This is a genomic window from Tsuneonella amylolytica (assembly GCF_003626915.1).
Classification (GTDB): Bacteria; Pseudomonadota; Alphaproteobacteria; order Sphingomonadales; family Sphingomonadaceae; genus Tsuneonella; species Tsuneonella amylolytica.
The window spans coordinates 1,177,787-1,203,239 of record NZ_CP032570.1 but is presented as its reverse complement, the minus strand read 5'-3'; the positions used below and the strand labels follow the sequence as shown (position 1 = coordinate 1,203,239).

The following is a 25,453-nucleotide window of genomic DNA, read 5'->3' as shown; positions in this document are numbered from 1 at the left end:
GGCGCGGCCTGTGCGAGGGGTGTTCCCGCGATGCCGCTGTCCCTCCTCAACCCCTCAGACCCCGATCCGGTCCGAAAAACCCTGCCGGTGCGGGCGGATGGCCCCTTCGTGCTGGTGGGCGACCATGCCGGGGCGGCGATTCCGGCCGCGCTCGGCGACCTCGGTGTGTCGGCGGCGGACCGGGCGCGCCACATCGCCGTCGACCTCGGTACGCAGGCGCTGGGCGAAGCGCTGTCCGCCCGGCTGGCGGCGCCGTTCGTGGCGCAGGCCTATTCGCGGCTGGTGGTGGACTGCAACCGCGCGCCCGATCATCCCGAATGGATCGTGCGGGCGAGCGACGGGACGGCCATCCCGGGCAATCGGGGTCTGACAGCGGGGGACCGCGCGGCGCGCGAGGGGGCGGTCTTCGCGCCCTACCATGCGGCCATCGGCGCGGCGCTGGAGGGGATGGACGATCCCGTCCTTGTCTCGGTCCACAGCTTCACACCCGTCATGAGCGAAGCGCGGCGACCGTGGGAGATCGGCGTGCTGCACGACGGGCACCGCGAAGGCTTCGCGCTGGCGGTGCTGGCCGCGCTGCGGACGCGGGGCGACCTCGTGGTGGGCGACAACGAACCCTATCGGATGGACGCGACCGACTACACGGTGCCGCGTCACGCCTACGGCCGGGGCCTGCGCTACGTCGAGATCGAGGTGCGGCAGGACCTGCTGGCGGATGCTGCTGGGGTGGAGAGGATGGCGGCGGTGCTGGCGAGTGCGCTCGGCGAGGGTCTGGCGCAATAGGAAAAGGCCGGCGGATCGCTCCGCCGGCCTTTTCTGCTTTCGGTGAGCCGACCCAGGCGAAGCCCGAGTCGTCGAACGGGTTCGGCTGCGCCGACCCGCCGGCCGCTTCCGATTTCGAGACCGGGGTAGCCGTGCGGCTACCCCGCGTCCGAAATCAGAAGCCCATGCCGCCCATGCCGCCCATGTCGGGCATCGCGGGGGCCGGCTTGTCTTCCGGCTTCTCGCTGATCGCCGCTTCGGTGGTGATCAGGAGACCGGCGACCGAGGCCGCGTTCTGGAGGGCGGTGCGCACGACCTTGGTCGGGTCGATCACGCCGGCCTGGACCAGGTTCTCGTAGGTGTCGGTCGCGGCGTTGAAGCCCATGTTCTCGTCCTGACCGTCGATCAGCTTGCCCGAGACGACCGCGCCGTCGTGGCCGGCGTTCGAGGCAATCTGGCGAACCAGCGCGGTGAGCGAACGGCGCACGATGTCGATGCCGCGGGTCTGGTCGTCGTTGGCCCCTTCGAGACCTTCGAGCGCCTTGGCCGAGTACAGCAGCGCGGTGCCGCCGCCCGGGACGATGCCTTCTTCCACTGCGGCGCGGGTCGCATGGAGGGCGTCGTCGACGCGGTCCTTGCGCTCCTTCACCTCGACTTCCGAAGCGCCGCCGACCTTGATCACGGCAACACCGCCGGCGAGCTTCGCCAGACGTTCCTGCAGCTTCTCGCGGTCGTAGTCGCTGGTGGTCGCATCGATCTGGGTGCGGATTTCGCCCACGCGCGCCTTGATGTCGTCGGCCGAGCCGGCGCCATCGACGATGGTGGTGTTGTCCTTGTCGATCGACACGCGCTTGGCCTGGCCGAGCATGCCCACGGTGACGTTCTCGAGCTTGATGCCGAGGTCTTCGGAAATCATCTCGCCCTGCGTCAGGATCGCGATGTCCTGCAGCATCGCCTTGCGGCGATCGCCGAAGCCGGGGGCCTTGACCGCCGCGACCTTGAGGCCGCCGCGCAGCTTGTTGACGACGAGCGTGGCGAGCGCCTCGCCCTCGATGTCCTCGGCGATGATCAGCAGCGGACGGCCCGACTGCACCACCGCCTCGAGGATCGGCAGCATCGCCTGCAGCGACGACAGCTTCTTCTCGTGGATCAGGATGTAGGGGTTATCCAGCTCGACGGTCATCTTGTCGGGGTTGGTGATGAAGTAGGGGCTGAGGTAGCCGCGGTCGAACTGCATGCCTTCGACGACGTCGAGCTCGAATTCGAGACCCTTGGCCTCTTCGACGGTGATCACGCCTTCCTTGCCGACCTTTTCCATCGCCTCGGCGATCTTCTCGCCGACTTCGCGGTCGCCGTTGGCCGAGATGATGCCGACCTGGGCGATTTCCTGCGAACCGGAAACCGGCTTCGAACGGCCCTTGAGGTTCTCGGTGACCTTCTCGACCGCGAGGTCGATGCCGCGCTTCAGGTCCATCGGGTTCATGCCGGCGGCGACCGACTTCATGCCTTCGGTCACGATCGCCTGGGCGAGCACGGTGGCGGTGGTGGTGCCGTCACCGGCGTTGTCGTTGGTCTTCGAGGCCACTTCGCGCAGCATCTGCGCGCCCATGTTCTCGAACTTGTCCTTGAGCTCGATCTCCTTGGCGACGGTGACGCCGTCCTTGGTGATGCGCGGCGCGCCGAAGCTCTTGTCGATCACAACGTTGCGGCCCTTGGGACCGAGGGTCACCTTCACCGCGTTGGCGAGGGTGTCGACGCCGCTCATGATGCGTTCGCGCGCGTCGCGGCTGAACTTTACGTCCTTGGCAGCCATGTTTCTATCTCCAGTTCGTCATCCCAGCGAAAGCTGGGATCGGGTTGGTTTGAGGGGAAAGCGTGCTGGCGCCTACGGCCAGCGATCCCAGCTTTCGCTGGGATGACGGAGTGATCAGCCGATCACGCCCATGATGTCGCTCTCCTTCATGATGAGGAGGTCCTCGCCGTCGATCTTGACTTCGGTGCCGCTCCACTTGCCGAACAGGACGCGGTCGCCGGCCTTGACGTCGGGCGGGGTGATCTGGCCCTGGTCGTTGCGGGCACCGGTGCCGACGGAGACGATCTCGCCTTCGCTCGGCTTTTCCTGGGCGCTGTCGGGGATAATGATGCCGCCGGCGGTCTTCGTGTCGGCCTCGATGCGGCGGACGAGAACGCGGTCGTGCAGCGGACGAAATGCCATGGTGCTTGCCTCTCGGGTTGGTTGAGTGATGAACGCTATTGGCACTCCCTTGTCGAGAGTGCCAGCGCGCTCGCAGATAGTGCCCCGCGAATGGGGGTCAAGCGGCCGGGCCCAAGTTTTTTCAGGCAGCCGGCACGGCAAGCGGGGCAAGCCGTTCGCGGCGCAGCCAGCGCCACATGAGGCCCGCCGATACGAACACCAGCGCCACCAGCAGGCCGATCCACACGCCGAGGCCCTGCAGGGGCGTGGCGAACCCCAAAAGCAGCATCGCCGCGAGGCCCGGCACCCAGAAGCTGAACAGCGCGATCAGCATCGGCGCGCGGGTATCCTGCAGGCCGCGCAAGCTGCCCGCCGTCACCGCCTGGAATCCGTCGAACAACTGGAACGCGGCCGCCACCCGCAGGTACACGACAGCGTACGCCACCGTCGCGGCATAGCGCGGCGCGGCGGGATCGATGTAGAGCGACAGCAGCGCTGCGGGGGCGAGGATCATGAGGCACGCGGTCGAGATCATGAACCCCGTCCCCACCGCGATCGCCGACCATCCCGCGCGCGCGATGCCCGCCCGGTCGCCTGCGCCATAGTGGTAGCCGACCCGGATCGTCGCGGCCTGCGAAACCCCGAAGGGTACCTGGAACGCGAACGAGGCCAGCTGCAACGCCAGCGTGTGGGCGGCGAGCTGGTCGGTGCCGAAATGTCCGATCATGAAGGCCGCGCTGTTGAACAGCCCCCCTTCGGCCACGATCGTCAGCGTGACCGGCGCGCCGAGCACGGCGAGCCGGCGGAAATACTGCCAGTCGGGATTCCAGAACCGGCCCATGATGCGGTAGCGCCCGAGGTTGCGATCCCATCGGATGAGCGCCCCGTAGGCGAGCACGCCAGCCCATGCGGTCACGCTGCTGGCGATGGCCGAGCCCATCATGCCCATCGCGGGCATTCCCAAGTGCCCGAACACCAGCGCATAGTTGGCGAGCGCGGCCAGCGCGACCTGCGCGCCGACCACAATGGTCGCGAAGACCGGGCGGCCGAGCGCGGAGGCATAGCTGCGCTGCACGTTGCAGATCAGCATCGGGATCGCCGCGGGGCCGAGCACGATCAGGAAATCGCCCGCCAGCGCCGAGATCCGCGGGTCCTGCCCGGTCAGCTGCATGAACCATTCGCCGCCCAGCGCCATCGCCGCGGCGAGCAGGCCGCCCGACAGCACCGCCAGCCACAGCGCCATGCGCGTCGCCCGGCGCACCTCGCGAACGATCCCGGTGCCGCGGCCGAGCGCGGCGGCGATGAGGGCCGAGACCATGCCGGTGAGCCCGGTCAGCGCCCACATCAGCGTGCCGAACAGCGCGAAGCTCAGGCTTGCCGCCGCGAGAGGCAGCGTGCCGAGCCGGGCGATGAACATCACGTCGATCGCCCAGACCAGCATCTGCAGCAGGTTCGCCGCGGCCAGCGGCCAGGCGAGCCCGAGCGTGGCGCGGATTTCGCGCTTCCATTCCGATCGGGAGCCCGAAGCGGGCGTGGGGGCAGCTGCCTGCAGCATAAAGCCGGCCTGGATAGGCGCGGGCGGGGCGGGCCGGAAGGGCCGGGATGATACCGACCCCATTTCGCTTCAGCTTGCGGCAAGCATGCCACAGCCTATGGCGGTTCCATGACCAGGACACTTCTCGCCGCCGCCGCCAGTGCCGCCGCGCTCTTCGCCGTCGCCGCGCCCGCCCATGCCGGCGAGATCTACGGCGGCGTCTACGCGCACGGGGTCGACACGCCGTTCACGCTCGATTCGGGCGAAGGCGGGATGGACCTCCAGGCCGGCTATCGCTTCGATCCGATCCTGCCGGTCGCGCGGATCGAGCCTTACGTCTTCGGTTCGGTCAACAGCCGCGAGGGCGGAACCGACTTCGTGGGCGTTGGCGTGGGGCGCAAGTTCGACCTCGGCAGCGTGTACGTGCGGCCGGGCGTCGGTCTGGTGGTCCACAACGCGCCCAACCTCCGGGTCGATCCCGCCACTGGCGTGCGGACCGACCTCGGCAGCCGGGTGCTGTTCGAGCCGGAGATCGCGGTGGGCATCGCGGTCGCCCCGCGTGTCAGCGTGGAGGCGAGCTGGGTCCACATCTCCAATGCGCGGCTGTTCAACAGCCAGCAGAACCCCGGCATCGACATGATCGGCCTGCGCGCGAACCTCAAGATTTGACGCCGCCTCGATAGCGCCTAGAGGGCGCTTTCATGGAGCACGAGGCCGCCACCCATTTCCTGCGCGATGCCGTGATCATGCTCGGCTTCGCGCTGGGCTTCGTGCTTCTGTTCCGCCGGCTGGGGCTGGGCGCGACGCTGGGCTACCTCGTCGCCGGCGCGGTGATCGGGCCGCAGGTGCTCGGCCTGACGGGCGAGGCCGAGGGCAAGATCGCCATCGCCGAACTCGGCATCGTGCTGCTGCTGTTCGTCGTCGGCCTCGAACTCGCGCCCGCGCGGCTGCTGCGGCTGAAGAAGGAGATCTTCGGCCTCGGCCTTGCGCAGGTGCTGCTGTGCGGCGCGGCGCTGACGGCGGCGATCGGGGCGTTCACCGGGTTCAGCTGGCAGGCATCGATCGCGTTGGGGCTGCCACTCGCATTGTCGTCGACCGCGCAGGTGCTGCCGATGCTGCAATCCTCGGGCCGGCTGCGCACCCCCTTCGGCGAGCGGGCGTTCTCGGTTCTCCTGTTCCAGGACCTGTCGATCATCCCGATGATCACGGTGGTCGCCGCATTGAGCCGCAACCCTGCCGAACAGGGCGGGCCGCCGGGGTGGCAGCTGGCGCTGATCACCGTCGGGGCGATCTTCGGCCTCCTGCTGGCGGGGCGGTTCCTCATCCGCCCGCTGTTCCGCCTCATAGGCCGCTTCGGCGAGCGCGAGATGTTCATCGTCGCGGCGCTGTTCACCGTCGTCGCCAGCGCCGCGACGATGGAGTTGCTGGGTCTGTCGACCGCGCTCGGTGCCTTCATCGCGGGCGTGATGCTGGCCGACACGCCTTTTCGCCACGAGCTGGAAACCGACGTCGAACCGTTCCGTTCGATCCTGCTCGGACTGTTCTTCCTAGCTGTCGGCATGATGCTCGACCTCGGCGCGATCGCGGAGCGGCCGCTGTTCGTGCTGGCCATGGCGGTGGGCCTCATCGCGACCAAGACGGCGGTCATCTTCGGGCTCGGCATGATGATGAAGATGGGCTGGCGCGCGGCGTTGGCGCTCGGCCTCTTGCTGAGCCAGGGCGGCGAATTCGGCTTCGTGATGTTCGCACAGGCGCAATCGGGCTTCCTGATCGACCCGGAGGCCGCCAGCCTGTTCGGCGCGGTCGTCACCCTGTCGATGGCGACAACGCCGTTTCTGATGATGCTGACCGGACCGCTGCGCCGGGAGCCGGCATCGCGCGAGGACCGCGAGGGCCCGCGCGGCGACGGCGCGGCTGCGCTGGTGGTCGGATACGGCCGGTTCGGCCAGACGGTCGCGCAGATGATGATCACCAACGACATCGCGGTGACCCTGATCGACAAGGACACCGACATGATCGATGTCGCCGGCGAGTTCGGCAGCAAGGTCTATTTCGGAGACGGCACGCGGATCGACCTGCTGCGCCAGGCGGGGGCCGGGGATGCCGATGCGATCTGTTTCTGCATGGATGGGACCCAGCTCGACCGGGCGTTCCTGCAGGCGGTGCGCGATGCCTTTCCGCAACCGAAAATCTTCGTGCGCGCCTTCGACCGTCGCACCCTCATCGACCTGCGCGACGCACCGCACGACTATGTGGTGCGCGAGGTGATGGAATCTGCGGTCGCGATGGGGCGTGCCGCGCTCGCCGCGCTGGGGGATTCCCGGCAGGACATCGACGCCGCCGAGGACGCTTACCGCAAGACGGACCGCAGGCGCCTCGATGTCCAGTTCGAAGCGGGCGACTATCGCGCCGCGCAGGACATGATCATTCGCCAGGTCGAAGGCGGTTCGCGGCCTGTCGCCGGGAACGCAAACGCCGACCCAACCGTCTGAATGCGGTCGGGGCCGTTCGAAGCCCCCGAGGATCGGAGGACAATTCGTGCTGCAAGTGCTGTCCGAGGCGGCGACCATCGCAGCGCAGGCCCCGCGCATCGGTGCCTGGTATTTCGAGATCCTCTTCGGGCTGGGAGCCCTAATCCTGCTGGTCGCCTGGCTCCCCATCGCGTTGCACCGCGTTGCGTTGTCGTTGCCGATCGTCTGCGTGCTGATCGGCGTCGGGGTGTTTTCCGTCACCCCCTTCGCCGTCTGGGCCCCGCATCCCGACAATGCGCCGGTTCTCGTCGAACGATCGGCGGAACTGATCGTCATCGTCTCGTTGATGGGTGCCGGGTTGAAGCTCGGCCGGAAGTGCGGTTGGCATAGTTGGAACGTGACCTGGCGCCTGCTCGGGCTCGCCATGCCGTTGACGATCGCGATGGTGATGATCCTCGGCTCGGTCCTTCTCGGGTTGGGACTGGCCACCGCGTTGCTGCTCGGCGCCGCGCTGGCGCCCACCGATCCCGTGCTGGCGGGCGACGTCCAGATCGAGCACGACGAAGATGAAAGCGAAGCCGAAGCGAAGTTCGCACTGACGAGCGAGGCCGGACTGAACGACGCGCTGGCGTTCCCCTTCATTCACCTGGCGATCGCGATCGCGGCCGCGGGCAGCCTGACGGCCGAGGTCGCCGGGGAATGGCTCCTCAAGGACGTCGTCTGGAAGCTGGCGGCGGGCCTGGCGATGGGCGTCGCGATCGGATGGCTGGTCGGCAAGATGACCTACAGTCTGCCTTCGGATACCCGGCTTTCGCGCACGGGCGACGGCTTCATCGCACTGGGCGTGACGCTGGTCACCTACACCGCGACCGAGTTCGCGGGCGGGTATGGCTTCCTATCGGTGTTCGTGGCCGGTCTGATGATCCGACAGGCGGCGCAAGGCAACGAATTCAACCGGCGCCTGCATGACTTCGCCGACGAGGCCGAGCGCTTGCTGATGATGTTCCTGCTGTTGATGTTCGGCGGGATGATCGCGGGCGGCCTGCTCGCCGACATCGGTTGGGAGGAGGCGCTGTTCGCCGCAGTGATGCTGCTGATCATCCGGCCCGTGGCCGGTTGGCTGAGCCTCATCGGCGTGAAGCGCCCCCCCTTCGAACGCGGCGTCATCGCGTTCTTCGGCATCCGCGGGCTGGGGTCGGTCTATTACCTCAGCTACGGGTTCAACCACGGATCGTTCGAATCCGAATACAGCCTCTGGGGGACCTTGGGTCTCATCATCGCGGCCTCGGTCGTAATGCACGGGGTCACCGTGACGGCCGCGTTCGACAAGCTGAGCGCGCGCTCTCACAAGGCATGGGTGGCCCGCCGGGGCGGCGGGGCGGCCTAGCCCCCGACGCGGGTCGAACGCAGGATCTTGCCGGCGGTGTCGGTGACGACATCGTAGAGGCCGCCGTCGCTGCCGCGCAGGCGGCGCACGGTGTCGCCGGCCGAATTGACGGTTGAGGACACCACCGAGAGTCCGCTGCTGGCGAGGTCGAGAACGCGGCCGCTCGACAGCACGCCGCGCGTGAGGTCGCCGACGGTGGAGACGGTGTTGTTCACCACCCCGCCGGTCACGCCGACCGCGTTGTCGACGGTGCCGGTCAGCTGCTCGACGATCTGCGGATTGTTGTCGAGCGTCTGGAGCGTGCGTTCGATGATCGCGCGCACGTTGTCGAGCCGCACGATCAGCGCGGCCTGCGCCTTCACGCCCTTGATGCTGAGCTCGACCTGGTCGATCGAGGCGTCGGCCCCGGCGGACAGCTTGAGGAGGCTGGCGAGCTGCGCGTCAAGCGCCACGCGGACCTGGAGGTTGTCCACCTTGAGCGTGATCTCGTCGACCGAGAGGTTGGGCACGTCGAGCACCACGTCGGGCTGCTGGTCGGCCGGCACGCTGGAGAGATAGGCGACCGCCGGGCTGTTGGCCTGGTTCGCCGGCGCGTTGCGGTTCTGCGCCATGGCCGGCGCGGCCGTGACAGCGGCGATCGCCGCGGCGGCGAGAAGTGCTCTTTTCATTCGGTTTCCCCTGTTGTCGTGTCGATGGCGGCGATGGGCCGGGGCGCGGCGAGGCGCGCGATACCCCGGACCCGGATGGTGAGGTTGCGGTAGCTGGATGGGCCCGCGGGGGCCGAGCGCTCGACCTCCACCGGCGGCGCTTCACCCGGCTCGGCAGTGAGCGTCAGGCTGGCGCTGCCTCGCGAACGCACCTCGAGCGAGCGGACGGTCGCCTCAGCGCGGATTTCGATGTCGGGAGGGCTGGCGGCAGCGGCGTGCGCCGCGCTCGCCTGTGCAATCAGAAAGACGAGCGGCCCCATGCCGCACCCAACGCCGGGCTAGCGAGCGGGTTCCGCTGTCTTTTCAACGAAAAAGGGCGACCCTGCGGGCCGCCCTCCTCCGTTGTCGAGAGGCGTAGAAACTTACATCCCGTCGACCGCCTTGCTGACGAGGATGTTGACCGCCACGCGGCGGTTCTGCGCCTTGCCCGCGTCGGTCGTGTTGTCGGCCAGCGGGTCGGCCTCGGCCATGCCGGTGGGCGTCAGCATGCGGTACGGCTTCCAGCCGCACTGCTGCTGGAGGTAGTTCACCACCCGCGCGGCACGCTTCTCGCTGAGGTCCTGGTTGATCTCGTACCCGCCAGTGGAATCGGTGTAGCCGATCACCAGCAACAGCGCGTTGTCCATGTTCTGCGCCTGGCTTGCCGCCTGGCACAGGCTGGCCTGCGCCTCGCCCGTCAGGTTGGCCTTACCAGTGTCGAAGAACACGTTCGTCGTGCCCTTGACGTTGTAGTTGTCGATGTCGGCCACGCGGCTGCGCAGCGCCTGGGTGGCGGCGGTCTGTTCGGCGAAGCCCTGCGCGGTGCCCCGGCTGATCATCGCGGCGGTCTTGTAGTCGCCCGCCTTGAAGGTGACCCGGCTCGCGACGAGGCCCGAACCCCACTGCGCGGTCTTCACGCTGACCGGGATCCCGTTGAGGAGCGCGTCGCGGCCCAGCGTCTTGCGGCTCAAACCGAGGAAGCCGCCGCTGCTCTTCACTTCGGTCGCTTCGCTGATGCCGACGATCGTCGTCGTGCCGTCTTCGCCGGTCACCCGGATGCGGTCGCCGGACCGGGCGGAGATGAAGCCGTCGATCTCCGGGCCGTCGGGCAGGCCGGCAAGGTCGGCCGGCAGGTTGCCGGTGACGGTGGTCATCACCTCGCCTTCGGGAAGGGTCCGGTCCTGCGCGGAAAGCCCGGCGGGCGCCGCCAGTGCCGCTAGGGCTGCGGCCGCCGACAGCGCGGCGGTGCGGGGGGTGGGGTTCATGCGTGTCTTCCTTCTCGGCACCCGGCGCCCGGGGACGAACTCCCTCGCGCGCATGGCGAATACTGGCCCCCGATTGCCGTCCGTCCCCCCCTGGCCGGACTGGACGGGCGGATGTTGGCCGCAGCCTTGCGCCCGGATTAACGGGGCGGTCGCAACACGGCCAAACCGGCGGACTCCCGCGACGAGCCGAGCGGACAAACGAAAAGGGCGGCCCCGGATGGGACCGCCCTTCGCGTGTCTCGAAGGAGACGAGGTGTTCGGCCTGCGGCGTCCCGGCGGAGCCGTGACGTCGAACGTGGGCGAGGCCCACGCCGGCCGGCCTTCGGCGGGTGGCGGTCTGGCTGCGCCAGCCCGCCCCGCCGAGCGGCTTACTTGAGCTCGACGGTGCCGCCGGCTTCCTCGATCTTCTTCTTGATCTCTTCGGCTTCCGCCTTGGCGACGCCTTCCTTGACGGCCTTGGGCGCGCCTTCGACGAGCGCCTTGGCTTCGGTCAGGCCCAGGCCGGTGATGGCGCGGACTTCCTTGATGACCTGGATCTTCTTGCCACCGTCGCCGGTGAGGATCACGTCGAACTCGGTCTGCTCTTCGGCAGCCGGGCCGGCGTCACCGCCACCGGCGGGCGCGGCAACGGCCACAGCAGCGGCGGCGCTCACGCCCCACTCTTCTTCCAGCGCCTTGGCGAGCTCGGCGGCTTCCAGGACGGTCAGCTTCGAAAGGTCTTCAACCAGCTTGGCGATATCGGCCATGATGTTTCACTCCAAAATTGGGCCGGGGCGGGAAAGTTGCCCCGAGAATTGTTGCTTCGGACAAGAACCGCTTAGGCTGCGTCCGCTTCTCCGGTGGCCGCATAGGCCCCGAATACGCGGGCGAGCTTGCTGGCGGGCGCGTTGACGAGCTGGACGACCTTGGTCGCCGGCGCGTTGACGAGGCCGATCAGCTTGGCGCGCAGCTCGTCGAGGCTCGGCATCGAGGCGAGCGCCTTGATCCCGTCCGCGTCGAGCACCTGGCTACCCATCGATCCGCCGACGATCTCGAGCTTGTCGTTCGTCTTGGCGAAATCCACCGCGGCCTTGGCCGCCGCCACCGGGTCGGTCGACCAGGCGAGGCCCGTGGGACCGGTGAGGTATTCACCGATGCCCGCATAGGCGGTGTCGTTGATTGCCAGCTTGGCCAGACGGTTCTTCGCCACCTTGTAGGTCGCACCGGCGTCGCGCATCTTCGTGCGCAGGTCGGTGGACTGACCCACCGACATGCCGAGGTTGCGGGTGACAACCACCACGCCGACCTCGTTGAAGACCTTGCTCAGCTCGGCGACCGAATCGGCTTTCTGCGAACGATCCATGCCTTGCTCCTTCACTTGTGGCCGCAGGCAGGCCTGCGACCGGCTCACATGACCAGCCGCGCGCAAGCGCACGGCCGGGCGAGTCCATCGATGGGGAAGGAGCGGTGCGAACACCGTGGAAGGCCGCGACGGGGTGGTCGGGGCCGGAAATCTCGTTTCCCCGTCTAGGCTGGAGATTAAGACGCGGCAAAACCCGCGGCACCAGCTGTCTCGGACGGACGCCCCGCGGTCCCCCAATGAAAGAGGCCCGCCGGACGGGCGGGCCTCTAGAGGATCACGGTGCGAAGTCAACCTTCGCGGGGCGCGCTCCGGATCAACGCTTGGCGTCGCGCTCGTTCTGAAGCTGCTTGGCCTGCGCTTCGAGACGGTTGGCTTCGGCTTCGTTGCCGGCGTCCTCGACACGGTCGGCCTGCTCCTCGAGGCTTTCGGCGGTCTCGTCGGCGACTTCGGCCTGCTGGGCGGTGGTCAGGCCGTCGGTGCCGGTCGCGGCGGGGACGGTGCCGTCGGTCGGTGCGACCGCGCTGGTGTCGGCGGCCATCGCATCGTCGGTCGCCTGCGCGGCGGTCATGTCGCCTTCGGTGGCGGCGGTGTCGGCGGTGTTGTCGCCACAGGCGGCAAGGCCGAGGGCGATGGGCAGGGCGGCGATAAGAGCAATCTTCCTCATGATCGTACTCCGGTTAATCCGCCTTACAATCGCCACATTTGCCATCGGTTCCCGCCCCGGTCCGCCATTGCGGTCGGGGCGGGGCCGGGGGATTTAGGGGCGATAGGAGAGCAGATCACCGGGCTGGCATTCGAGTTCGCGGCAGATCGCCTCGAGCGTGGAGAAGCGGATCGCCTTGGCCTTGCCGGTCTTGAGGATGGACAGGTTGGCGAGGGTAAGGCCGACGCGCTCGGCCAGCTCGGTCAGCGTCATCCGTCGGTCGTGCAGCAGGTCGTCCAGACTGACCATGATGTTTGTTCCTTCTTCTGCCGGCATCACACGGTTCCTTCCAGGTCTTTGCGCATCGCGGCGCCCTGACGGAACACGCGGGCGAGGATGAAGAGGACGAGAACCAGGACGACGCCGGCACCCGAGATGTTGAAGTCGCCGGTCAAGCGAACACTGTCGTTGTCGCGGACCATTCCGGCCAGCCAGAAGCCGACCACCCCGAGCGGGATCGCGACGACCTGTCCTGCCAAGGCGAGCCAACCCATCGTGCGCAACCGGTCTGCGTTGTCCGAAATGAACGGATCGCCGATGCCTACCGTATCCACGATCCGCCGCAAGAGGACGAGGAACCAGATCGCGATGCCGAGCAATGCGGCAGCCAAAACCATGACGAGCGCCATGGTGGGGATGAAGTTCGCGTCCACGACCGTGACGTTATCCTCCGTCATCGCGGCAAGGATCGGGTCCCGATAGAGCAGGAATGCCGGCACTCCGATAGCGAGACCGGCAACGCCGAGGCCGAAGGCCGCGATGAAGAAGAGGATGAGGGCGCGCGCCGCCAACAACAGCGGATCCTTGGGGGTCAGGGTCATGAAAGCCTCCTTGAAGCTGCGATCAGGCAAGAACCGGTGCGGATGCCGTCGTCGAGACGGGGGCGGGAACGGCGATCGTCTGCTGGAAGGTGACAATCGTCAGGACGATGGCGGCCATCGCGGCGAAGAGGTTCGAGGAAGTGCGGGTCATTGTCGTTCTCCGATAAGGCTGATGTTGATATTCGATAAACAGATTCGGGCTTATTGTCAATCGATAAACATCGATTTTCGATAACCTTCTTATCGAAAAGCGAAACTCTGCGGGTTCGTTGGCCGCAGGCAGCGCACTACGGAGCGGATCTTCACTCCCCGTGATGGCGGTGGGATTTGACTCGCTCCGGCGCAAAACCTATATGCAGGTCCGACCGCACGCTTCGAGCACGGTCCGTCGATGCGCGGCGACGGACCCAGGATGGAAGCGGCGTTTCCATAATCGCGACGTACGAAGCCTGCAGCGGCGGCCCACCGGGCCTGCGATTCGCTGCGGGCGTTTGGCGTCTTGCGATTTCTCGCCCGCGCACGAGACAACGACTTTCGCCGCCATTCGCGCGGCACAACGACAGAGGCAACACCCCTCCATGGCGACCAAGGCAAAGGCACCGGCGACGAGCCGCGGCAAGCAGACCGGCACCGCGAAGAAGCGCATCCGCCGCATCTTCGGCGACATCCACGAAGTGGTGGAGATGCCGAACCTGATCGAGGTCCAGCGCGAGAGCTACGAGCAGTTCCTGCGCTCGGACAAGAGCACCGGCTACGTCTCGGGCCTCGAGAAGACCCTGCGCAGCGTGTTCCCGATCCGCGATTTCGCCGGCACCGCCGAACTCGACTTCGTCCACTACGAGCTCGAGCCGCCGAAGTACGACACGACCGAATGCCGCCAGCGGGGCATCACCTATGCCGCGCCGATGAAGGTCACCCTGCGCCTCATCGTGTTCGAGGTGGACCAGGAAACCGAGACCCGCAGCGTCCTCGATATCAAGGAGCAGGACGTCTACATGGGCGACATGCCGCTCATGACGCACAACGGCACCTTCATCATCAACGGTACCGAGCGCGTGATCGTGTCGCAGATGCACCGTTCGCCGGGTGTGCTGTTCGACCACGACCGCGGCAAGACCCACAGCTCGGGCAAGCTGCTGTTCGCCGCCCGCGTGATCCCCTACCGCGGCTCGTGGCTCGACTTCGAGTTCGACGCCAAGGACATCGTCAACGTCCGCATCGACCGCAAGCGCAAGCTGCCGGTCACCGCGCTGCTGTTCGCGCTCGGCCTCGACAGCGAGGACATCCTCGCGCACTTCTACGAAACCGTCGCCTGGCAGCGCGCCAAGGACGGCTGGAAGATCCCGTTCACCGCCGAGGCATGGCGCGGCCAGAAGCCCGCGTTCGCGCTCGTCGATGCCAAGACCGGCGAGGAAGTGTTCCCCGCCGGCCAGAAGATTTCCCCGCGCGCCGCGAACAAGGCGGCCAAGGACGGCCTTGCCGAACTGCTGATCCCGACCGAGGAAATCTTCGGTCACTTCGCCGCGAAGGACATGATCGACGAGAAGACCGGTCGCATCTGGATCGAGGCGGGCGACGAAGTGGGGCCCGAGAACCTCGACGCGCTCGACCGCGCGGGCATCGACCGGATCGAACTGCTCGACATCGACGACGTCAACACCGGCCCGTGGATGCGCAACACGCTCAAGGTCGACAAGGCCGAGAACCGCGACGAGGGCCTGGAGGCGATCTACAAGGTCATGCGCCCCGGCGAACCGCCGACCAAGGAAACCGCCGAAGCCCTGTTCGAAGGCCTGTTCTTCGACGGCGAGCGCTATGACCTGTCGGCCGTGGGCCGCGTGAAGCTCAACATGCGTCTCGGCCTCGACGCCGAGGACACCGTGACCACGCTGCGCAAGGAAGACATCCTCGCAGTGGTCAAGGAACTGGTCGACCTCAAGGACGGCAAGGGCGAAGTCGACGACATCGACAACCTCGGCAACCGCCGCGTCCGTTCGGTGGGCGAGCTGCTGGAGAACCAGTACCGCGTCGGCCTGCTGCGCATGGAACGCGCGGTGAAGGAGCGCATGAGCTCGGTCGACGTCAGCACCGTGATGCCGAACGACCTCATCAACGCGAAGCCCGCCGTCGCCGCGGTGCGCGAGTTCTTCGGTTCCAGCCAGCTGTCGCAGTTCATGGACCAGACCAACCCGCTGTCCGAAGTGACGCACAAGCGCCGCGTCTCGGCCCTCGGGCCGGGCGGTCTGACGCGTGAGCGCGCCGGCTTCGAAGTCCGCGACGTTCACCCCACGCACTACGGCCGCATCTGCCCGATCGAGACGCCCGAAGGCCCGAACATCGGCCTTATCAACTCGCTGTCGACCTTCGCCCGCGTCAACAAGTACGGCTTCATCGAGACGCCGTACCGCGCGGTGAAGGACGGCGTCGTCTCGGGCAACGTCAGCTACCTGTCGGCGATGGAGGAGCAGAAGCACACCGTCGCGCAGGCCTCGGCCGCGACCGATGACGGCGGCAAGTTCACCGAAGAGCTCGTCTCGGCCCGCCAGAACGGCGAGTTCGTGATGGCGCCGAACGAACAGGTCACGCTGATGGACGTCAGCCCCAAGCAGCTGGTGTCCGTAGCCGCCTCGCTGATCCCGTTCCTCGAGAACGACGACGCCAACCGCGCGTTGATGGGATCGAACATGCAGCGCCAGGCCGTGCCGCTGGTTAAGGCCGAAGCGCCCTTCGTCGGCACCGGCATGGAAGAAACCGTGGCGCGTGACAGCGGCGCGGCGATCACCGCCAGCCGTGGCGGCGTGGTCGACCAGGTCGACGCGACCCGCATCGTCATCCGCGCGGTGGGCGACGTCGAACCCGGCCAGTCGGGCGTCGACATCTATCGCCTGCAGAAGTTCGAGCGGTCCAACCAGTCGACCTGCATCAACCAGCGTCCGCTGGTGAAGGTGGGCGAGACGGTGGAAGCCGGCGACATCATCGCCGACGGCCCCTCGACCGAATACGGCGAGCTTGCATTGGGCCGCAACAGCCTCGTCGCGTTCATGCCGTGGAACGGCTACAACTACGAGGACTCGATCCTGATTTCCGAACGCATCGTGAAGGACGACGTGTTTACCTCGATCCACATCGAGGAATTCGAGGTCATGGCGCGCGACACCAAGCTCGGGCCCGAGGACATCACCCGCGACATCCCCAACGTCGGCGAGGAGGCCCTGCGCAACCTCGACGAGGCGGGCATCGTCTACATCGGTGCCGAAGTGCACCCGGGCGACATCCTGTGCGGCAAGATCACGCCGAAGGGCGAAAGCCCGATGACGCCGGAGGAAAAGCTCCTCCGCGCGATCTTCGGCGAGAAGGCGAGCGACGTGCGCGACACCTCGCTCCGCCTGCCCCCGGGCGTGGCCGGCACGATCGTGGACGTGCGCGTGTTCAACCGTCACGGTATCGAGATCGACGACCGTACCCGTGCGATCCAGAACCAGGAGATCGAACAGCTCCGCAAGGACAGCCAGGACGAGCGGGCGATTCTCAACCGCGCGACCTACAACCGCCTCAAGGACATGCTCGTCGGCCAGGTCGCTTCGGCCGCGCCGAAGGGCATCAAGAAGGGCGAGACGATCACCGACGACCTCATCGAGGGCGTCGAGCGGCACGAGTGGTTCAAGTTCGCGGTCGCGGACGACGGCCGCCAGCAGCAGATCGAGGCGATCAAGGGCCAGTACGACGAGGCCGTGAAGGTCATCGACGACAAGTTCGAGGACCGTAAGGAAAAGCTCGAACGTGGCGACGAGCTCGCCCCCGGCGTGCTCAAGATGGTCAAGGTCTTCGTCGCGGTGAAGCGCAAGCTGCAGCCGGGCGACAAGATGGCCGGCCGCCACGGCAACAAGGGTGTCATTTCGCGCATCCTGCCGGCCGAGGACATGCCGTTCATGGAAGACGGCACCCCGGTCGACATCGTGCTCAACCCGCTGGGCGTGCCGAGCCGCATGAACGTCGGGCAGATCTTCGAAACGCACCTCGGCCTCGCGGCCCGCGGCCTCGGCCAGCAGGTCACCGCGGCGCTCGAGGAATGGCGCGAGGCCAATCCCGATCCCAAGGCGGCCGCGGCCCCGACGGCGGTCGTGGAGAAGCTGAAGGAGGTCTACGGCGAGCAGTACCACGACGATATCGAAAGCCGTTCGGCCGAAGACATCGTCGAGATGGCCGGCACGCTGAAGGACGGCGTTCCGTTCGGTACCCCGGTGTTCGACGGCGCGCGCGAGGCGGACGTTTCGGCGATGCTGGAGAAGGCGGGCCTGCCGACCAGCGGACAGGTGACCCTGTTCGACGGCCGCACCGGCGACGCGTTCGACCGGCAGGTGACCGTGGGCTACATCTACATGCTGAAGCTTCACCACCTCGTCGACGACAAGATCCACGCGCGTTCGATCGGGCCCTACAGCCTCGTCACCCAGCAGCCGCTGGGCGGCAAGGCGCAGTTCGGCGGCCAGCGCTTCGGCGAAATGGAGGTCTGGGCGCTCCAGGCCTACGGCGCCGCCTACACGCTGCAGGAAATGCTCACCGTGAAGTCGGACGACGTGGTCGGCCGGCAGAAGGTCTACGAAGCGATCGTCAAGGGCGACGACACCTTCGAGGCCGGCATCCCGGAGAGCTTCAACGTGCTCGTGAAGGAAATGCGCAGCCTCGGCCTCAACGTCGAACTCTCCTCGCTCGGCGAGGACGACGACGATGCCGACGGACTGGCCATCGCGGCGGAGTAACTTGCTCTCACCCCTCCCCTTCAGGGGAGGGGCCGGGGGTGGGGCCTGTAAGCGCCCCGCCCGAATGACATTCCCCACCCCAACCCCTCCCCTGAAGAGGAGGGGCTAGGAAGGCGAAAAGACCATGAACGAACTGACCAAATTCACCAACCAGCTCGCCAAGCCCGAGACGTTCGACCAGATCCAGATCGGCATCGCCTCGCCCGAGCGCATTCGCAGCTGGTCGTTCGGCGAGATCAAGAAGCCGGAAACGATAAACTACCGCACGTTCAAGCCGGAACGTGACGGCCTGTTCTGCGCGCGCATCTTCGGTCCGGTGAAGGACTACGAGTGCCTGTGCGGCAAGTACAAGCGCATGAAGTACAAGGGCGTCGTCTGCGAGAAGTGCGGCGTCGAGGTGACCGTGACCAAGGTCCGCCGCGAGCGCATGGGGCACATCGAGCTCGCCGCGCCCGTAGCGCACATCTGGTTCCTGAAGTCGCTGCCGAGCCGCATCGGCCTGCTGCTCGACATGCAGCTGAAGCAGCTCGAGCGCGTGCTCTATTTCGAAAGCTACATCGTCACCGAGCCCGGCCTGACTCCGCTCGAGAAGTTCCAGCTGCTCACCGAAGACGAGCTGATGGACGCGCAGGACGAGTACGGCGAGGACGCGTTCACCGCCGACATCGGCGCGGCCGCGGTCAAGACCATGCTCATGGAACTCGACCTCGAAGGCGAGCGCGACGCGCTGCTGGAAGAGCTCGAGACCACCAAGTCCACGCTCAAGCCCAAGAAGATCATCAAGCGGCTGAAGGTCGTCGAAAGCTTCATCGATTCGGGCAACCGTCCCGAATGGATGATCCTGGAGGTCGTGCCGGTCATCCCGCCCGAACTGCGCCCGCTGGTGCCGCTCGACGGCGGCCGCTTCGCGACGTCGGATCTCAACGACCTCTATCGCCGCGTGATCAACCGCAACAACCGCCTGAAGCGCCTGATCGAACTGCGCGCGCCGGACATCATCGTCCGCAACGAAAAGCGCATGCTGCAGGAAGCGGTCGACGCCCTGTTCGACAACGGCCGCCGCGGCCGCGTGATCACCGGCGCCAACAAGCGCCCGCTGAAGTCGCTCTCCGACATGCTCAAGGGCAAGCAGGGCCGCTTCCGCCAGAACCTGCTCGGCAAGCGCGTCGACTATTCGGGCCGTTCGGTCATCGTGACCGGGCCGGAACTCAAGCTGCACCAGTGCGGCCTGCCCAAGAAGATGGCGCTCGAGCTGTTCAAGCCGTTCATCTACGCCCGCCTCGACGCCAAGGGTCTGTCGATGACCCTGAAGCAAGCGAAGAAGTGGGTCGAGAAGGAGCGCAAGGAAGTCTGGGACATCCTCGACGAGGTGATACGCGAGCACCCGGTGATGCTGAACCGCGCGCCGACGCTCCACCGCCTCGGCATCCAGGCGTTCGAGCCGGTCCTGATCGAAGGCAAGGCGATCCAGCTGCATCCGCTCGTCTGTTCGGCCTTCAACGCCGACTTCGACGGCGACCAGATGGCCGTGCACGTCCCGCTGAGCCTCGAAGCCCAGCTGGAAGCGCGCGTGCTGATGATGAGCACGAACAACATCCTCAGCCCCGCTAACGGCAAGCCGATCATCGTGCCCTCGCAGGACATGATCCTCGGCCTCTACTACCTGTCGATGGAACGGCAGGAGAAGACGCCCGAGTTCATCGAGGAAGAAAACGGCGAGAAGGTCGAGAAGCTGCCCCGCTTCTCCGACATCGCCGAAGTGCACCAGGCGCTCGAGACCAAGGCCGTCACGCTCCACTCCAAGATCATCACCCGCGTCCCTCAGGTCGACGAGAAGGGCAAGGAGTACATGGCGCGCGTGATCACCACGCCGGGCCGCATGCTGATCGGCGAATGTCTGCCGAAGAAGCACACCGTGCCGTTCGAGGTGATCAACCGGCTCCTCACCAAGAAGGAGATCGGCGACGTCATCGACCAAGTGTACCGCCACACCGGCCAGAAGGACACGGTGCTGTTCGCCGACGCGATCATGAGCCTCGGCTTCCGCCACGCGTTCAAGGCCGGCATCTCGTTCGGCAAGGACGACATGATCATCCCCGACAGCAAGGAAGGGTTGATCGAGGAGGCCAAGGCCCTCGTCGCCGACTACGAGCAGCAGTATCAGGACGGCCTGATCACCCAGCAGGAAAAGTACAACAAGGTGATCGACGCCTGGAGCCGCACCGGCGACCAGGTGGCCAACGCCATGATGGACGAGATCCGCGCCCAGCCGATCGACGAGGACGGCAAGGAAAAGCAGATCAACTCGATCTACATGATGAGCCACTCCGGTGCGCGTGGTAGCCCGGCGCAGATGAAGCAGCTGGCCGGCATGCGCGGCCTGATGGCCAAGCCGTCGGGCGAGATCATCGAGACCCCGATTATCTCGAACTTCAAGGAAGGCCTGACCGTCCTCGAGTACTTCAACTCGACCCACGGCGCCCGCAAGGGTCTTGCGGACACGGCGCTCAAGACGGCGAACTCGGGTTACCTGACCCGCCGTCTCGTCGACGTGTCGCAGGACTGCGTGATCGTCGTCGACGACTGCAAGACCGACCGGGCGCTGGAAATGCGCGCGATCGTGCAGGGCGGCTCGGTGATCGCCAGCCTCGGCGAGCGCATCCTCGGCCGCACCACGGCCGAAGACCTCGTCAACGCCAAGACCGGCGAAGTCATCGTCAAGGCGGGCACCCTGCTCGACGAGCCGATGGTGAAGGCGATCGAGGAAGCGGAGGTCCAGTCGGCCAAGATCCGTTCGCCCCTGATCTGCGAGGCGGACCAGGGCGTGTGCGGCACCTGCTACGGCCGCGATCTTGCGCGCGGTACGCCGGTGAACATCGGCGAAGCGGTGGGCGTCATCGCGGCGCAGTCGATCGGCGAGCCCGGCACCCAGCTGACGATGCGGACGTTCCACATCGGCGGCGCGGCGCAGCTCAACGAAACGAGCCACCTCGAGGCGATTTCGGAAGGCCGCGTGGAATACCGTGACATGCCGACCATCGTCGACAAGCGGGGCCGAATCCTCAGCCTCGCCCGCAACGGCGAGATCGTGGTGATCGACGCCGAGGGCCGCGAGCGCGAGCTGCACCGCGTGCCCTACGGTACCGTGCTCCTCAACGAGAACGGCGCGCAGGTGAAGGTGGGCGACCGCCTGGCCGAGTGGGATCCGTTCAGCCTGCCGATCATCACCGAGCAGTCGGGTACGGTCCGCTTCCAGGACCTGATCGACGGCACGACGATGGAAGAACGCGTCGACGATGCCACCGGCATCGCCCAGCGCGTCGTCACCGAACTGCGCGCGTCGAGCCGCAAGAAGAAGGACGACCTGCGTCCCCGCCTCACCCTGCTGGGCGAGGAAGGCGACAGGAAGAGCGAAGAGACCGAGGCCGCGCGCTACATGCTGGCGCCGGGCACCTCGCTCTCGGTCGAGGACGGCCAGCACGTCGAGGCGGGCGACATCCTCGCCCGTGCGTCGCGCGAAGCCGCCAAGACCCGCGACATTACCGGCGGTCTGCCGCGCGTCGCCGAACTGTTCGAGGCGCGCATGCCCAAGGACGTGTCGGTGATCGCCAAGATCTCCGGCCGGGTCGAATTCGTCCGCGAGTACAAGGCCAAGCGCAAGATCGCGATCGTACCCGAGGAAGGGGATCCGGTGGAATACCTGATCGCCAAGACCAAGGTCATCGATGTGCAGGAAGGCGACCACGTCAAGAAGGGCGACACGCTGGTTTCGGGCAGCCCCAATCCGCACGACATCCTGGAAGTCATGGGGGTCGAGGCGCTGGCCGAGTACCTCTGCACCGAAATCCAGGAAGTCTATCGCTTGCAGGGCGTGAAGATCAACGACAAGCACATCGAGGTGATCGTTCGCCAGATGCTGCAGAAGGTCGAGATCACCGACGGTGGTGACACCGTGCTGCTGCCGGGCGAGCAGGTCGATCGCGAAGAAATGGACGAGGCCAATGCCAAGCTCGGCAAGGGCAAGAAGCCTGCCTCCGGCACCCCGGTGCTGCTCGGCATCACCAAGGCGAGCCTGCAGACCCGGTCGTTCATCTCGGCCGCGTCGTTCCAGGAAACCACCCGCGTGCTCACGCAGGCGGCGGTCGAAGGGAAGAAGGATTCGCTGATCGGCCTCAAGGAGAACGTGATCGTGGGCCGTCTCATCCCCGCCGGCACCGGCGCAGGCATGAACCGGATGCGTATCGCCGCCTCCAGCCGCGACGCCGCACTGCGGGCCGCGTGGAAGAAGGCGCAGGAAGCGATCATCGCGGCCAACACCGCCGAAGAGGAGCACGAGGCCGAGCTGATGCAGGGCCCCGAGGCTGCGATCGGCGACGATCCGCTGGCGGTGATGGAGGGCGAGACCCACGGCACCGACGCGGATGCCGGCGACTACCTGATCCAGAGCGACGAAGCCCCGGTCGAGGACAACGACACCGAGGCGTAAGCCGAATAGGACGATGTAAAACGAAAGGCCCCGCCGGAGCGATCCGGCGGGGCCTTTTCATATCCGGCGGGTCTACCAGAAAGGTACCATGCGTATCGCGCCGATCGTTCTGGCTCTCCTTCTCGCCGGATGCCGCGAAGTGTCTTCTCGAGAAGGGGTCGAGCAGGACGCCGGTTCGGCTGCCCCGTCGTCATCGCTGATGCCGATCGCGACGCTGGAGGGCGAATGGCGGGTCGCCGGGATCGACGGCGCGCCCTTTGACGAGCCTTACGGGCTCGCGCTTAGCGCCGATGCCGACGAAATCTGGTGGGAGCCGCGCTGCTCCGGCATGGCGAGGCGATATCGGATAACGGGTTTGGGGATCGTGACCGACAAGGCCCGCCCCCCGGCGCCGGTCTTAACCGGTCAGCCTTCACGGCCCATTTGTACCATCAATCCGCCCGAACGGGTTCAAGACGTCCTTCGTGCGCTCGACGTGGCCGATACGGTCGGGCGTACGCCGCAGAACGGTGTGCTTCTGTCTGGCGGTGGCCACAGCTTGCTGCTTTTCTCGCAGTAGCGGTCAGTCGCCTGTTTGGGTCGGGACGGGCGCGACCACGGGTGCGTGGCCCCAGTGGCGCAGCAGTCGCAGCACGTCCGCGCCTGCGAGGCCCAGCGTGCCGGTGTTGCGCAAGGGGTGGATGTTGATCCGGTCGGCGGCCGCCAGTCCTTCGTCGAGAACGGCGGTGACGCTGCCCGGAGCCGCATCGATCATCGCGAGCGGGGTGACCGAACCGGGGCGGATGCCGAGCAGGCGCTCCATGTCATCGGCCTTGGCGAAGCTCACCCGTCTGCAGCCGATAGCCTGCGGCAATGCCTTGAGGTCCACGCGCGCTTCGGCGGGGACGGTCACCAGCCAGAACGCGCCGGCGACGTCCTTCAGGAACAGGTTCTTCGTGCTGGCCCCCGGCCAGTCCCGCTCCGCGCCCCGGCTCTCGGCGACGGTGAAGACGGCTTCGTGTTCGTGGCTGGCGAAGGGGATCGCGAGCGCCGCAAGGTCGGCCCGCAATCCCGCCTCGCCCCTGGGGGCCCCCGGCGCTGGCCCCTCCCCGCCGGGGAGGGGCATCTCGGGCATCATTTCTGGATGCGATGCAGTGCGCAGAGCTTGTTGCCGTCGGGATCGCGCAGGTAGGCAAGGTACATGCCCGAGCCCGGACGCTCGCCCGGCGGATCCTCGATCGCGGTGCCGCCGTTCTCGGTACCGGCCTGATGCCAGGCGTCGGCCTGTTCAGGCGTCATCGCGAAGCCGACCGTGCAGCCGTTGCCGTGCGTCGCCGGCTGCCCGTCGATCGGCGGGGTAACAAGGAAGGCGCCGCCGTTGTGGAGGTACATCAGGCGACCCTTGTCGTCCTTGATCCCCTCGCGGCCGCCCATCGCCTTGAACGTGGCATCGTAGAACTGCTTCGACCGGTCGATGTCGTTCGATCCGACCATCATGTGGCTGTACATCGGGCTCTCCTCTCTCTTTGTTCGGTTGCGACTTGCTACCGTCGTCCGGCCGCGTTCGCGCGTCAAGGGGCGGCGGCCCGCCGACCGGCCGGCCCCCGTTGCGCCGCTTCAGCCTTCGTGGACGGTCTTCGTGACCATGCAGGCCAGCACGCCCTCGCGCCCGTCCTCGCTGCCGTAGCCCGACCAGCCGACCCCGCCGAACGGCGCGTCGGCGGCGCTGACGGCGCCGGTGTCGATGCCCAGCATCCCGGCCTCGACCTCGGCGGCGAGCCGGCGGCGGCGGGCGGGATCGCGCGTCCAGGCATAGGCGGCGAGGCCGTAGGGCAGGCGGTTGGCTTCCTCGATCATCGCGTCCTCGCCCTTCATCGGGTTGAGGATCGCGACGGGGCCGAAGGGCTCCTCGTTCATGATCTCGGCGTCGGTGGACACTTCGGACAATACGGTCGGCTGGTGGAAGAAGCCCTGGTTGCCGATGCGCGTCCCTCCGGCGAGCAACTTCGCGCCGCGACCGGTCGCATCGGAGATGAGCCCTTCCATCCGTTCCAGCCCGCGGGCCGAGGCCATCGGGCCCATGTCGGTGTCGCGCTCGGTGCCGGGGCCGACCTTTACCTTCTCCGCCCGCTCGACGAAACCGTCGCGGAAGCGCTCGAACACGTCCTCCTCGATCAGGAAGCGGGTGGGGCTGACGCAGACCTGCCCGGCGTTGCGGTACTTGGCGGCGGCCATCGTATCCAGCGCCTTGTCGATGTCGCTGTCTGCGAAGACGAGCACGGGGCCGTGCCCGCCCAGTTCCATCGTGGCGATCTTGAGATCTTCGGCGGCGAGTTTGGCCAGGTGCTTGCCGACCGCGGTCGATCCGGTGAAGGTCACCTTGCGGATCACGGGGCTGCCGAGGAGGTGGGTGCTGACTTCGTCCGGTACGCCGAACACGCACTGGACCACATCCCCCGGTACGCCGGCGTCGATGCACGCCTGCACCAGCGCGAGGCCGGCGGCGGGGGTTTCCTCGCTCGGCTTGACGATGGTGGAGCACCCCGCGGCGAGCGGCCCGCCGATCTTGCGCATCACGTTGAGCGCGGGGAAGTTCCACGCCGCGAAGCCCGCGACCGGGCCGACCGGGTGATACTGCACCTCGACCCGGCTGCCCGCCGGGCGCACGAGGGTGCGGCCGTAGAGGCGCTTGATCTCGCCGGCATAGAATTCTAGCAGCATCGCGCAGTAGATCGTCTCGCCGATGCCTTCCTTCAGCGGCTTGCCCTGCTCACGGGTGATCATCGCGCCGATGTCCTTCGCGCGTTCGCGGATGAGGCCGGCGGCCTTCATCAAGATCGCCGTGCGCTCGTCGGCGGAGGTATTGCGCCAGGTCCTGAACCCCCGCGCCGCCGCTTCGAGCGCGCGGTCGAGATCCTCGGCGGTCGCGTGGACCACGCCCCCGCTCCTTTCTCCAGTGGCCGGATCGAGCACGTCGTGAACGTCGCGCCCGCCGCCGGAAACGGCTTCGCCGGCGATGAGCAGGTGGCTGTCGAGCATGTCGGGCATGGATGTCTCCTTTGC

Annotated in this window: 23 protein-coding genes; 8 read left to right on the top strand and 15 right to left on the bottom strand. The window is 67.0% G+C overall.

All coding sequences use genetic code 11. The features are described from left to right. The first annotated feature begins 30 nt into the window (after positions 1 to 30). A complete protein-coding gene (locus D4766_RS05900; RefSeq protein ID WP_120716614.1) occupies positions 31 to 783 on the top strand; it encodes an N-formylglutamate amidohydrolase in 753 nt (250 codons plus the stop codon). Between the two features lie 154 nt (positions 784 to 937). Here D4766_RS05900 and groL read toward each other — a convergent pair whose 3' ends face one another. The 3 genes from groL to D4766_RS05885 form a co-directional block, all read right to left on the bottom strand. Further along, positions 938 to 2,575 carry a chaperonin GroEL gene (gene groL, locus D4766_RS05895; protein WP_120716613.1) on the bottom strand — a complete coding sequence of 546 codons (1,638 nt, stop codon included), beginning with the start codon at positions 2,573 to 2,575 and terminating at the stop codon, positions 938 to 940. Positions 2,576 to 2,689: 114 nt separating this feature from the next. Further along, complete coding sequence (locus D4766_RS05890) at positions 2,690 to 2,977, bottom strand: co-chaperone GroES (RefSeq protein ID WP_120716612.1); 288 nt, start codon at positions 2,975 to 2,977, stop codon at positions 2,690 to 2,692. Positions 2,978 to 3,098: 121 nt separating this feature from the next. Continuing rightward, positions 3,099 to 4,511, bottom strand: a complete 1,413-nt coding sequence (locus tag D4766_RS05885) for an MATE family efflux transporter (RefSeq protein ID WP_120716611.1) — start codon at positions 4,509 to 4,511, stop codon at positions 3,099 to 3,101. Between the two features lie 108 nt (positions 4,512 to 4,619). Between D4766_RS05885 and D4766_RS05880 the strand changes: the two genes are divergently transcribed. Genes D4766_RS05880 through D4766_RS05870 form a run of 3 tightly spaced genes read left to right on the top strand, consistent with a single transcriptional unit; the run spans position 4,620 to position 8,348 of the window. Continuing rightward, positions 4,620 to 5,159: an acyloxyacyl hydrolase gene (locus D4766_RS05880; protein WP_120716610.1), complete on the top strand. Its 540-nt coding sequence runs from the start codon at positions 4,620 to 4,622 to the stop codon at positions 5,157 to 5,159. A gap of 32 nt (positions 5,160 to 5,191) precedes the next feature. Continuing rightward, the gene (locus D4766_RS05875; protein WP_120716609.1) at positions 5,192 to 6,982 is read left to right on the top strand and encodes a cation:proton antiporter domain-containing protein; all 1,791 of its coding nucleotides are present in this window, start codon (positions 5,192 to 5,194) and stop codon (positions 6,980 to 6,982) included. A gap of 46 nt (positions 6,983 to 7,028) precedes the next feature. Next, positions 7,029 to 8,348, top strand: coding sequence for a cation:proton antiporter (locus tag D4766_RS05870; RefSeq protein WP_234024908.1), 1,320 nt, complete (start codon positions 7,029 to 7,031; stop codon positions 8,346 to 8,348). Here D4766_RS05870 and D4766_RS05865 read toward each other — a convergent pair. The 3 genes from D4766_RS05865 to D4766_RS05855 form a co-directional block, all read right to left on the bottom strand. Beyond that, positions 8,345 to 9,016 carry a hypothetical protein gene (locus tag D4766_RS05865; RefSeq protein WP_120716608.1) on the bottom strand — a complete coding sequence of 224 codons (672 nt, stop codon included), beginning with the start codon at positions 9,014 to 9,016 and terminating at the stop codon, positions 8,345 to 8,347. The two genes, D4766_RS05870 and D4766_RS05865, sit on opposite strands and share 4 nt — an antisense overlap. Beyond that, positions 9,013 to 9,315, bottom strand: a complete 303-nt coding sequence (locus D4766_RS05860) for a hypothetical protein (RefSeq protein ID WP_120716607.1) — start codon at positions 9,313 to 9,315, stop codon at positions 9,013 to 9,015. Before D4766_RS05860 ends, D4766_RS05865 begins: the two co-directional genes overlap by 4 nt. Positions 9,316 to 9,417: 102 nt before the next feature. Next, positions 9,418 to 10,299 (bottom strand): OmpA family protein, encoded by an 882-nt coding sequence (locus tag D4766_RS05855; RefSeq protein WP_120716606.1) that lies wholly within the window; start codon positions 10,297 to 10,299, stop codon positions 9,418 to 9,420. 217 nt (positions 10,300 to 10,516) lie between these two features. Between D4766_RS05855 and D4766_RS13765 the strand changes: the two genes are divergently transcribed. Continuing rightward, a complete protein-coding gene (locus tag D4766_RS13765; RefSeq protein ID WP_162935679.1) occupies positions 10,517 to 10,675 on the top strand; it encodes a hypothetical protein in 159 nt (52 codons plus the stop codon). On the opposite strand, the gene rplL is transcribed toward D4766_RS13765, so the two are convergent. The 6 genes from rplL to D4766_RS14105 all read right to left on the bottom strand — a co-directional run bounded on the left by rplL (position 10,668) and on the right by D4766_RS14105 (position 13,316). Further along, positions 10,668 to 11,045, bottom strand: coding sequence for a 50S ribosomal protein L7/L12 (rplL, locus tag D4766_RS05850; protein WP_120716605.1), 378 nt, complete (start codon positions 11,043 to 11,045; stop codon positions 10,668 to 10,670). The genes D4766_RS13765 and rplL overlap by 8 nt on opposite strands. 71 nt (positions 11,046 to 11,116) lie before the next feature. Beyond that, positions 11,117 to 11,641 carry a 50S ribosomal protein L10 gene (gene rplJ / locus D4766_RS05845; RefSeq protein WP_120716604.1) on the bottom strand — a complete coding sequence of 175 codons (525 nt, stop codon included), beginning with the start codon at positions 11,639 to 11,641 and terminating at the stop codon, positions 11,117 to 11,119. A gap of 313 nt (positions 11,642 to 11,954) precedes the next feature. Continuing rightward, positions 11,955 to 12,305 carry a hypothetical protein gene (locus D4766_RS05840; protein WP_120716603.1) on the bottom strand — a complete coding sequence of 117 codons (351 nt, stop codon included), beginning with the start codon at positions 12,303 to 12,305 and terminating at the stop codon, positions 11,955 to 11,957. A 93-nt stretch (positions 12,306 to 12,398) separates the two neighbouring features. Continuing rightward, positions 12,399 to 12,620, bottom strand: coding sequence for a helix-turn-helix domain-containing protein (locus tag D4766_RS05835; RefSeq protein WP_120716602.1), 222 nt, complete (start codon positions 12,618 to 12,620; stop codon positions 12,399 to 12,401). Further along, on the bottom strand, positions 12,620 to 13,165 hold the full coding sequence (locus tag D4766_RS05830; RefSeq protein ID WP_120716601.1) for a DUF2975 domain-containing protein: 546 nt from the start codon (positions 13,163 to 13,165) through the stop codon (positions 12,620 to 12,622). Before D4766_RS05830 ends, D4766_RS05835 begins: the two co-directional genes overlap by 1 nt. A 22-nt stretch (positions 13,166 to 13,187) precedes the next feature. Further along, positions 13,188 to 13,316: a hypothetical protein gene (locus D4766_RS14105; protein WP_267896446.1), complete on the bottom strand. Its 129-nt coding sequence runs from the start codon at positions 13,314 to 13,316 to the stop codon at positions 13,188 to 13,190. 427 nt (positions 13,317 to 13,743) lie between these two features. On the opposite strand from D4766_RS14105, the gene rpoB reads away from it, so the two are divergent. The 3 genes from rpoB (at position 13,744) to D4766_RS05815 (ending at position 22,970) form a co-directional block, all read left to right on the top strand. Next, positions 13,744 to 17,925 (top strand): DNA-directed RNA polymerase subunit beta, encoded by a 4,182-nt coding sequence (rpoB, locus tag D4766_RS05825; RefSeq protein ID WP_120716600.1) that lies wholly within the window; start codon positions 13,744 to 13,746, stop codon positions 17,923 to 17,925. A gap of 124 nt (positions 17,926 to 18,049) precedes the next feature. Continuing rightward, a complete protein-coding gene (gene rpoC / locus D4766_RS05820) occupies positions 18,050 to 22,411 on the top strand; it encodes a DNA-directed RNA polymerase subunit beta' (RefSeq protein ID WP_120716599.1) in 4,362 nt (1,453 codons plus the stop codon). A gap of 88 nt (positions 22,412 to 22,499) precedes the next feature. Then, the gene (locus D4766_RS05815; protein WP_120716598.1) at positions 22,500 to 22,970 is read left to right on the top strand and encodes a hypothetical protein; all 471 of its coding nucleotides are present in this window, start codon (positions 22,500 to 22,502) and stop codon (positions 22,968 to 22,970) included. A gap of 3 nt (positions 22,971 to 22,973) precedes the next feature. Here D4766_RS05815 and D4766_RS05810 read toward each other — a convergent pair whose 3' ends face one another. From D4766_RS05810 to D4766_RS05800, 3 genes are all read right to left on the bottom strand, one after another. Then, a complete protein-coding gene (locus D4766_RS05810) occupies positions 22,974 to 23,525 on the bottom strand; it encodes a prolyl-tRNA synthetase associated domain-containing protein (protein WP_325049127.1) in 552 nt (183 codons plus the stop codon). Further along, positions 23,525 to 23,899 carry a VOC family protein gene (locus D4766_RS05805; RefSeq protein WP_120716597.1) on the bottom strand — a complete coding sequence of 125 codons (375 nt, stop codon included), beginning with the start codon at positions 23,897 to 23,899 and terminating at the stop codon, positions 23,525 to 23,527. The genes D4766_RS05810 and D4766_RS05805 overlap by 1 nt, the downstream gene beginning before the upstream one ends. Before the next feature lie 108 nt (positions 23,900 to 24,007). Continuing rightward, positions 24,008 to 25,438 (bottom strand): NAD-dependent succinate-semialdehyde dehydrogenase, encoded by a 1,431-nt coding sequence (locus tag D4766_RS05800; protein ID WP_120716596.1) that lies wholly within the window; start codon positions 25,436 to 25,438, stop codon positions 24,008 to 24,010. Between the last annotated feature and the right edge of the window lie 15 nt (positions 25,439 to 25,453).